General features: G+C 71.3%; 6 protein-coding genes and 1 pseudogene. 3 read left to right on the forward strand and 4 right to left on the reverse strand.

Annotation, left to right across the window (positions count from 1 at the left end):
* Positions 1 to 185 precede the first annotated feature (185 nt).
* From KS423_RS06305 to KS423_RS06315, 3 genes are all read left to right on the forward strand, one after another.
* Entirely contained in the window at positions 186 to 1,415 is a 1,230-nt protein-coding gene (locus tag KS423_RS06305) for a C40 family peptidase (protein ID WP_224275887.1), read from the forward strand.
* A 138-nt stretch (positions 1,416 to 1,553) separates the two neighbouring features.
* A complete protein-coding gene (locus KS423_RS06310) occupies positions 1,554 to 1,967 on the forward strand; it encodes a VOC family protein (protein ID WP_224275888.1) in 414 nt (137 codons plus the stop codon).
* Positions 1,968 to 2,144: 177 nt separating this feature from the next.
* Positions 2,145 to 4,520, forward strand: coding sequence for an excinuclease ABC subunit UvrA (locus KS423_RS06315; RefSeq protein WP_224275890.1), 2,376 nt, complete (start codon positions 2,145 to 2,147; stop codon positions 4,518 to 4,520).
* 41 nt (positions 4,521 to 4,561) lie between these two features.
* Here the strand turns inward: KS423_RS06315 and KS423_RS06320 are convergent, their stop codons facing one another.
* From KS423_RS06320 to KS423_RS06335, 4 genes and pseudogenes are all read right to left on the reverse strand, one after another.
* Positions 4,562 to 5,071: a GNAT family N-acetyltransferase gene (locus KS423_RS06320; RefSeq protein ID WP_224275892.1), complete on the reverse strand. Its 510-nt coding sequence runs from the start codon at positions 5,069 to 5,071 to the stop codon at positions 4,562 to 4,564.
* Positions 5,072 to 5,154: 83 nt separating this feature from the next.
* On the reverse strand, positions 5,155 to 7,020 hold the full coding sequence (locus tag KS423_RS06325) for an endonuclease/exonuclease/phosphatase family protein (protein WP_308020142.1): 1,866 nt from the start codon (positions 7,018 to 7,020) through the stop codon (positions 5,155 to 5,157).
* A gap of 225 nt (positions 7,021 to 7,245) precedes the next feature.
* Positions 7,246 to 8,199 (reverse strand): Gfo/Idh/MocA family protein, encoded by a 954-nt coding sequence (locus KS423_RS06330; RefSeq protein WP_224275894.1) that lies wholly within the window; start codon positions 8,197 to 8,199, stop codon positions 7,246 to 7,248.
* A gap of 160 nt (positions 8,200 to 8,359) precedes the next feature.
* A pseudogene (locus KS423_RS06335) lies at positions 8,360 to 8,835 on the reverse strand (hypothetical protein); the annotation flags it as partial.

An 8,835-nucleotide genomic window follows, 5' to 3' on the forward strand; every position in this document is an offset into this window, starting at 1 on the left:
CCGCATGGGGGCGGATCGGCAGTGGCCTCGACGGCGCGACCGCTCCGGCAGCTCCACGGCGGAATGCCGGGAAGTTGCCGGTTGCCGTGCCGCTGACCAGCAAACCGGCAGGTACAGGGGCCTCAGGAGGTATGTGGTGCACAACCATTGACCCGGAGTCAGCGACTCCGGAAAGATCCGCGACCATGACTACGCGCGTAACCCTTCTGTCACGGTGGCTGATCGCCCCGCTGCGGTGGGCGGCCCTGCTGTCGCTGCTGGTGTCGGTCGGAGTGTTCTTCGCCGGCGCCGGGGCGGCCCAGGCGGCGCCCGCCTGCGGGGTCCTCTCCACCGGTGCGGCGCCGCAGGCGACCGCAGCCGTCCGCTCCGCCTGCGGGCTGATCGGCACCCCGTACTCGTGGGGCGGCGGCCACGGCTCGCAGCCCGGCCCGACGTACGGCCTCTGCGACCCCTCCAACGGCGCGCCCAACGACTGCAACGTCCGCGGCCTGGACTGTTCCGGCATGGTCCGCTACGCCTACTACCTGGCGGTCGGCGAGGACGTCATCAACGGCACCACCCGGACCCAGTGGCCGACCTCCCGGGCGGTCGCGCGCTACTACCGGGCGGACGGAACCGCACCGCTGCTCCCCGGCGACCTGGTGTACTTCGGCAACACCGCCTCCACCATCCACCACGTCGCGATGTACCTCGGACAGGGCTGGATCGCCGAGGCCCCCTACTCCGGCGGCTACGTCCAGGTGGCGGCGCTCTCCTCGCACGGCGACTACTACGGCGCCATCCGGCTGTACGGCGCCGGCGGCGGCTCCACGACGCCGCCGCCCACCACGCCGCCGTCGAACAGCGGCCAGTACTGGGTGGACACCAACGCCAACGCGCCGGTGTACGGCTCCCCGACGTCCACCACGAGCACGGGCACGCTGTACCAGGGCACGAACTACGTCTTCTGCAAGGCCTGGGGCCGCGAGGTCTCCAACGGCAGCGCCTACAACCACTGGTGGCTGAAGACCGACCCGGACGTGGGCCCCGGCGGGCAGTGGGTGTCCGCGTACTACCTCTCCCGGTGGGGCAACGACGTGGCCAAGGACAACAACGGCACGACCATCCCCACCTGCGCCGGCGGCGGCACCCCGCCCGCCACCGGGAAGTACTGGGTGGACACCTTCGCCAACGCGAGCGTCTACGCCTCGCCGACCTCCACCAACGCCACCGGGACGCTGTACCAGGGGACCAACTACGTCTTCTGCAAGGCCTGGGGCCGCGAGGTCTCCAACGGCAGCAGCTACAACCACTGGTGGCTGAAGACGGACGCGGACGGCGGCCCGGCCGGCCAGTGGGTGTCCGCGTTCTACCTGTCGCGATGGGGCAGCGACACGGCCAAGGACAACAACGGCACGACCATCCCCGACTGCTAGCAGGCAGCCCGACCGTGCTGGTCCCGACCACCGCCGAGGTGGCCGCGACCAGCACGGTCGCGTTCTCCCGGGGCGCCCCCGCGGACCGATCAGGATTCGAGAAGCGCCCGGCCGGGGTGCGCGCCTAGCGTTGCAGTCATGAGCGACATCACCATTCACTGGACCTTCCTCCCGCACACCGACCCCGAGGCCTCCCTGGCCTTCTACCGCGACCTGCTCGGCTTCGAGGTGCGCAACGACGTCGGCGGCGGCCCGATGCGCTGGATCACCGTCGGCCCCGTCGGCCAGCCCGACGTCTCCCTGGTGCTGGAGCCGGCCTCCGCCGACCCGGGCCGCACCGAGGAGGAGCAGCGGACCATCACCGAGATGATGGCCAAGGGCACCTACGCCCGGCTCGTCCTGGGCACCCGCGACCTCGACGGCGTCTACGACCGGCTGAAGTCCGGCGGCGCCGAGTTGGTCCAGGAGCCGACCGAGCAGCCGTACGGCGTCCGCGACTGCGCGTTCCGCGACCCGGCGGGCAACATGGTCCGCTTCAACGAGGTGGGCTGAACCCACAGGCACCGGGGCCCGCCCCGCCCGCCGTCGGCCGTACCCGAAGCCCGTTCGATCCCGGCCGGATCGATGGTTGGATCGAAGGGTTCGAGCACACCGACGGCGGCCGTGGGGCGGGCCTGCCCGACCCCGCCCACCCCGAAGACCGCCGAGAGCCAGGGAGCGAAGAGAACGATGCCCAAGCGGACGGACACGCAGCCGCACGTCGCCGACAGCCACGACCTGATCCGGGTGCACGGCGCACGCGAGAACAACCTCAAGGACGTCAGCGTCGACATCCCCAAGCGCCGGCTGACGGTGTTCACCGGGGTGTCCGGCTCGGGCAAGAGCTCGCTGGTCTTCGACACCGTCGCCGCCGAGTCCCAGCGGCTGATCAACGAGACCTACAGCGCCTTCGTCCAGGGCTTCATGCCCACCCTGGCCCGCCCCGAGGTGGACGTCCTCGAAGGCCTGACCACCGCGATCATCGTCGACCAGCAGCGGATGGGCGCCGACCCGCGCTCCACCGTCGGCACCGCAACCGACGCCAACGCGATGCTGCGCATCCTGTTCAGCCGACTCGGCACCCCGCACATCGGTTCCCCCAAGGCCTTCTCCTTCAACGTCCCGTCGATCAGCGGCGCCGGCGCCGTCACCGTCGAGCGCGGCGGCAAGACGGTCAAGGAACGGCGCAGCTTCAGCATCACCGGCGGCATGTGCCCGCGCTGCGAGGGCCGCGGCACCGTCTCGGACATCGACCTCACCCAGCTGTTCGACGACAGCAAGTCGATCTCCGAGGGAGCGATCACCATCCCCGGCTGGAAGACCGACAGCTGGTGGACGGTCGGCGTCTACGCCAACTCGGGCTTCCTCGACCCGGACAAGCCGATCCGCAGGTACACCAGGAGGGAGATGCAGGACTTCCTCCACCGGGAGCCGACCAAGGTCAAGGTCAAGGGTGTCAACCTCACCTACGAGGGCCTGATCCCCAAGATCCAGAAGTCCATGCTGTCCAAGGACAAGGACGCGCTGCAGCCGCACATCCGGGCCTTCGTGGAGCGGGCCGTGACCTTCACCACCTGCCCCGACTGCGAGGGCACCCGGCTCAGCGCGGCGGCCCGCTCCTCCGAGATCGCCGGGATCAGCATCGCCGACGCCTGCGCGATGCAGATCAGCGACCTCGCCGCCTGGGTCCGAGACCTCGACGAGCCCTCGGTGGCGCCGCTGCTCGGCACGCTCCGGCAGGCCCTCGACTCCTTCGTGGAGATCGGCCTCGGCTACCTCTCGCTCGACCGCCCCTCCGGCACCCTCTCCGGCGGCGAGGCGCAGCGGGTCAAGATGATCCGCCACCTCGGCTCCTCGCTCACCGACACCACCTACGTCTTCGACGAGCCCACCACCGGCCTGCACCCGCACGACATCGACCGGATGAACCGGCTGCTGCTGCGCCTGCGGGACAAGGGCAACACGGTGCTGGTGGTGGAGCACAAGCCGCAAACCATCGCGATCGCCGACCACGTGGTCGACCTCGGCCCCGGGGCCGGTGCGGCGGGCGGCGCGGTCTGCTACGAGGGCGACGTCGAGGGGCTGCGCACCAGCGGCACGGTGACCGGCCGCCACCTGTCCGACCGGACGGCCCTGCGCGAGGCCGTCCGGAAGCCGACCGGCACCCTGGAGATCCGCGGCGCGAACACCCACAACCTGCGGGACGTGGACGTGGACGTCCCGCTCGGGGTGCTCACGGTGGTGACGGGGGTGGCGGGGTCCGGCAAGAGCTCGCTGATCCACGGCTCGATCCCTCGCGAGGAAGGCGTGGTCTCCGTCGACCAGGGTGCGATCAAGGGCTCCCGGCGCAGCAACCCGGCCACCTACACCGGGCTGCTCGACCCGATCCGCAAGGCCTTCGCCAAGGCCAACGACGTGAAACCGGCCCTGTTCAGCGCCAACTCCGAGGGCGCCTGCCCGACCTGCAACGGCGCCGGGGTGGTCTACACCGACCTGGCGATGATGGCCGGGGTGGCCACCACCTGCGAGGACTGCGAGGGCAAGCGGTACCAGCCGGCGGTGCTGGAGTACCACCTGGGCGGGCGGGACATCGCCGAGGTGCTGGCGATGTCGGTGACCGAGGCGGAGGAGTTCTTCGGCTCCGGCGAGGCGAGGCTCCCGGCCGCGCACCGCATCCTGGAGCGGCTCGCCGACGTCGGCCTCGGCTACCTCAGCCTCGGCCAGCCGCTCACCACGCTCTCCGGCGGCGAGCGGCAGCGGCTCAAGCTGGCCACCCACATGGCGGACAAGGGCGGCGTCTACGTGCTGGACGAGCCGACCACCGGCCTGCACCTGGCCGACGTCGAGCAGCTGCTCGGACTGCTGGACCGGCTGGTGGAGTCCGGCAAGTCGGTCATCGTGATCGAGCACCACCCGGCCGTGATGGCGCACGCCGACTGGATCATCGACCTCGGCCCGGGGGCCGGCCACGACGGCGGCCGGGTGGTCTTCGAGGGCACCCCGGCCGAGCTGGTCGCCGCCCGGTCCACGCTGACCGGCGAGGCGCTGGCCCAGTACCTGGGCTGAGCCGTACCTGGGCTGAGTCGCGAGCCCTCCCGCCGGGCCGGTCAGTCCAGCGGGAGGGCCATCTCCAGGATCCGCGCCGAGGCGTCCAGCACGTACGGCGTCGCCTCCCCCGTGAAGGCGAACCCTCGCCGCAGGTAGAAGGCGGCGGCGCGGGGGTTCGCCTCGTGCACTCCGAGCAGCATCCGCCCGGCGCCGCGGACCCGTGCCCAGGCGAGCACCGCGTCCAACAGGGCGTCGGCGACTCCGCGCCCGCGGCCGCGGTGCGCCGGGTCCACCCAGACGCCGATCAGGTCGAGCGCGCCGGCCTGCTCCCGGTTCGGGACGGACAGCATGGTGCCGACCCACTCCCCCGCGGCGTCCACGGCGACCAGGCCGAGCCGGTCCGGCTCGTTGACCCAGTCGCACCGGGCCCGCCACTCGCCCTCGCCGTGGCGGCTCGCGCTCTCGTGGGTCTCGCCGAAGGCCAGGGGCGTGTCGAGCAGTTGGGCCAGCCGCACCTTCCGCAGCCGCTGCCATTCGGTGCGCCCGATCCGCTCGATCCGGTACTCCATCGACATCGACTCCCCCGTCACACGACGCTGCCTCCGCCGCTGGTGATCACCGGTGGCGGAGGCAGGATAGCCGTGACCCGGGACTACGGCTTGATGCGGACCACCTGCGGGTCGTGGTCGCTGGCCTGCTGGGCGAACTCGGCGTTGATGTGCACCACGTCGTACTTGGCGTAGCCGACCTCGGGGCTGACCAGGATGTGGTCCAGCACCTGCGAGTTGCCCTGGTAGACGTACGAGTACTGCTCGGTCTCCGGCAGCTCGTTCACCAGGTCGCGCAGCACGCCGTCCTTGGTGAGCGCGGCGAGCGCGGGCGAGAACTGGTAGTCGTTGAAGTCGCCGAGGGAGACGACCTTGGCCTCCTTGTCCGCGGCCAGCAGCTTGGCGACGAAGGCCTGCTCGACGGTGGCCTGCTTGGTCCGCTGCACCTCGGAGCTGCGGGTCGGCTGCTGGAACCGGCTGTCGATGCCCTGGTCGCCACCCTTGCTGTTGAAGTGGTTGGCGATCACGAAGACCTTCTTGCCCCGGAAGGAGAACTGACCGACCAACGGCTTGCGGCTGTTGGTCCAGGCCTCGTCGGTGGGCTCGATCCGGCCGGGCGAGGCGGTCAGCGCGGCGCCCGCGCCGGTGCCGCTCACGCCGACGGCGGTGGTGGCGTCGCCGCCGGGGATGTCGGTGAAGGACACCCGCTGCGGGTTGAACAGGAAGACCTGGCGGATGTTGCCGCCGGGCTCGCCGCCGTCCTTGCCGTCCTGCGGGTCGACCGAGCGCCAGTCGTAGGCCGGGCCGCCGGCCGCCTTGATCGCGGCGATGAACTTGGCGACGGTCTGGCTCGCGTCCACCGTGCCGTCGTTCTTGGCCCCGTTGTTGTCCTGGATCTCCTCCAGGGCGACGATGTCGGGCGAGCGCAGGTTGGTGACGACGCCCTGGGCCAGCTCGGCGAACTTGGCGTCCGGGTTGCCCGGGGCCAGGTTCTCCACGTTGTAGGTGGCGAGGGTGAGTTCGCGGTCGCCCGCCTGGGCGGTGACCTCGCGCTGGAGGTGGTTGTCCTTCAGCGTGCCCATGGTGCCGGCGACCAGGGTGTAGCCGCCGAAGTTGTTGTAGTCCAGCGGGCCGGTGGTGGTGCCGGTCAGCTCGTCGCCGACGTTGGCCACCGGGAACGGCTGCTGGGAGACCGGGGCCTGCTGCTGGATCATCAGGCGGCCGACGTTGGGCTCGCGGTAGGACTCGTACAGCACGCCGCCGCGCTTGCTGCGCTGGTCCTGACGGTCGGCGGCGACCCACAGCTCGTTGTACTTGTCGGTCGCCTGGATCACCCGGACGTCCTTGACCTGGACGAGCATGCCCTCCAGGGACTCGTAGAAGTCCAGGGTGTACTTCTCGGGGTCGAGCTTCACGCCGTCGATGGAGCCGTCCGCACCGGCCGGCGGGGCGTAGGTGCCGGGGATGTTACGGGTGTCCACGACCACCGGGGCGGGCAGCGGGTTGCCGGCCGACAGGACGGTGACGCCCGGGGCGGAGATCTCGGTGAGGGACTGCGAACCGCCGCCGAAGTTCGGGTAGTACTCGGTGACCTTGCCGCTCACCAGCACCGAATCGCCGACCTTCACGGTCGGGTTGCCGCCGGTGAAGACGAAGACGCCCTCGCTGGTGGCCGGGTCGGCGTCCGGGTTCGGGTCCTGGATCCAGAAGCCCTTGGAGCTGCCGTACGCGCGCACACCGGTGACGATGCCGGGCACGCCGGTGACGGGCTTGCCCGCCTGCGGGGATGTCCGGGTGCCGCCCTGGATGTCGTGGATCCGCAGCGGGCCGACCTCGGTCGGGGCGGGGGTGGCGGCAGCGGCGTTCGCCACCGGCAGCGGGACGAGCACCAGCGAGGCGGCCAGCGTGGCCGGGATCAGGGCGGCGCGCAGCAGGGCTCTGCGGGGGCGGGGTGCGGGGGCGGTGGTCACCGGGGAAGTACTCCTAGCTCCGTCGTGCGGCACTGGCGTGGCACGGCGGTCCGGGCGGAGGCGCGCGTCGGACGCGCGCTACTCGCGTAGGGAGAAAGCGGAGGACGGACACCCGCCCCCCGCGGCGCCCCTCAAGATACGCGCGTAGAAAATGCCCCGACAAGACCCCGACAGTGAACTGTCGGTTCCCTGGGGATGACTTGACTGCCGGTCAGTCCGGGCTTTTCACAGCCCGCTTCCAGCGGACTCCCAGGAAGCCTCGATCCGCTCCACGACCAGCTCGCACAGCTCGTGGGTGCGCAGCGCGTCGTGGGCGTCCAGGGTGCGCCCGGCGCGGACGGCCGCCAGGAAGGCGAGCACGCACTGCTCGATGCCGCGCTGACGAGCCACCGGCACCCAGTCGCCGCGGCGGCGCACGGTCGGCTGGCCGCGGTGGTCGATCACCTCGGCCAGGTTGTGCACCTCGCGCTTGGAGTCGCCGCCGGAGACCTCCAGCACCTCCTCGGTGGAGCCGGAGAGCCGGTTCATGATGCCCAGCGCGGTGAACCCCTGCCCGCCGAGGGTGAGCACCACGTGCTCGACCAGCCCGTCCCGGCTGCGGGAGCGGACGTCCACGTGCTCGATCTCACCGGGGACCAGGAAGCGCAGCGTGTCCACCACGTGGATGAAGTCGTCGAACACCAGCGGGCGGGCCGCCTCGGCCAGGCCCTCCCGGTTCTTCTGCAGCACGATCAGGTCGCGCGGCCGCTCCAGGGCCTGCACGTAGCCGGGCGCGTGGCGGCGGTTGAAGCCGACCATCAGCGAGCGGCCGGTCCGGTCGGCGAGGTCGACCAGCCGGCGGGCGCCGTCCAGGGTGTGGTCGAGCGGCTTGTCGACGTAGACGTCCACCCCGGCGGTGAGCAGCTGCTCGACGATCGGGACGTGCTGGTCGGTGGCGGCGTGCACGAAGGCGGCGCGGATGCCGCCGCCGATCAGCGCGCCGAGGTCGGTGAAGCGGTGCTCGGGGGCGATCCGGTGGGCCTCGCCGATCCTGTCCAGCTTCGCCGCGTCCCGGGTCATCAGCCGCACATCCAACCCCGGCAGCGCGGTGAGCACCGGCAGGTACGCCTTCTGCGCGATGTCACCGAGCCCGATCACCCCGACCGGAAGGAGGTCGTCAGGGACAGAGGTCGAATTCATCGGATTCTCCATAAATACGCCGACACATCAGCTCCACCCTATTCACCGGCTCCCGTACGCCACCAACCCGCCGCCGGCACCCCGGAACGGCTGGGGCGGATCCTGTCGGACCAGAGCGCGGCGTCGGCGTGCGTGCAGCGCGGGGCGGGTCCCCGCACGCTCACTCGTGGGCGCTGATCTCACCGCCGGCGCTGAGCACGATGGAGATGCCGTTGGCGTCGAGGCCGACATCCTGCTGGTTCGCCTCCAGCGTGCCGTACACGGCGTTCTCGTTGCCGAGGATCTCCGCACGGTACCGGAGCTCGCCGGTCTTCGTGACCTTGGCCGTCCAGCCGCCCGCCAACTTGAAGGTGCCCGGTCCCTGGTGGCCCCCGCCCATCCAGGAGTGGATCCGGCCGTCCAGCGAGAGCATGACGAACATGCCGTTGGCGTCGAGTCCGCCGTCGTGCTCCTTCGCCTCCAGGGTGGCGAGGACCTGCCCCTTGTTGAGGATCCTGGCGGCGTAGTGCTGGTTTCCGAGGTCCTGGATCTCGGCCGTGCTGCCGTCCACCAGGGTCGCGGTGCGGACGCCCGAGGGCGCCTTGGGCGGGGCGGCCGGCGTCGTCGCGGCGCGCCCGGCGGGTGCGGCGGCCGGAG

It is taken from the genome of Streptomyces sp. LS1784, from assembly GCF_020103755.1.
In the GTDB taxonomy this organism is placed as follows: Bacteria; Actinomycetota; Actinomycetes; order Streptomycetales; family Streptomycetaceae; genus Kitasatospora.

Bases quoted from the DNA above. Each gene is read 5' to 3' on its own strand.
- KS423_RS06310 (WP_224275888.1), top strand. From the start codon at position 1,554: ATGAGCGACATCACCATTCACTGGACCTTCCTCCCGCACACCGACCCC.
- KS423_RS06305 (WP_224275887.1), top strand. From the start codon at position 186: ATGACTACGCGCGTAACCCTTCTGTCACGGTGGCTGATCGCCCCGCTG.
- KS423_RS06315 (WP_224275890.1), top strand. From the start codon at position 2,145: ATGCCCAAGCGGACGGACACGCAGCCGCACGTCGCCGACAGCCACGAC.
- KS423_RS06330 (WP_224275894.1), bottom strand. From the start codon at position 8,199: ATGAATTCGACCTCTGTCCCTGACGACCTCCTTCCGGTCGGGGTGATC.
- KS423_RS06320 (WP_224275892.1), bottom strand. From the start codon at position 5,071: ATGGAGTACCGGATCGAGCGGATCGGGCGCACCGAATGGCAGCGGCTG.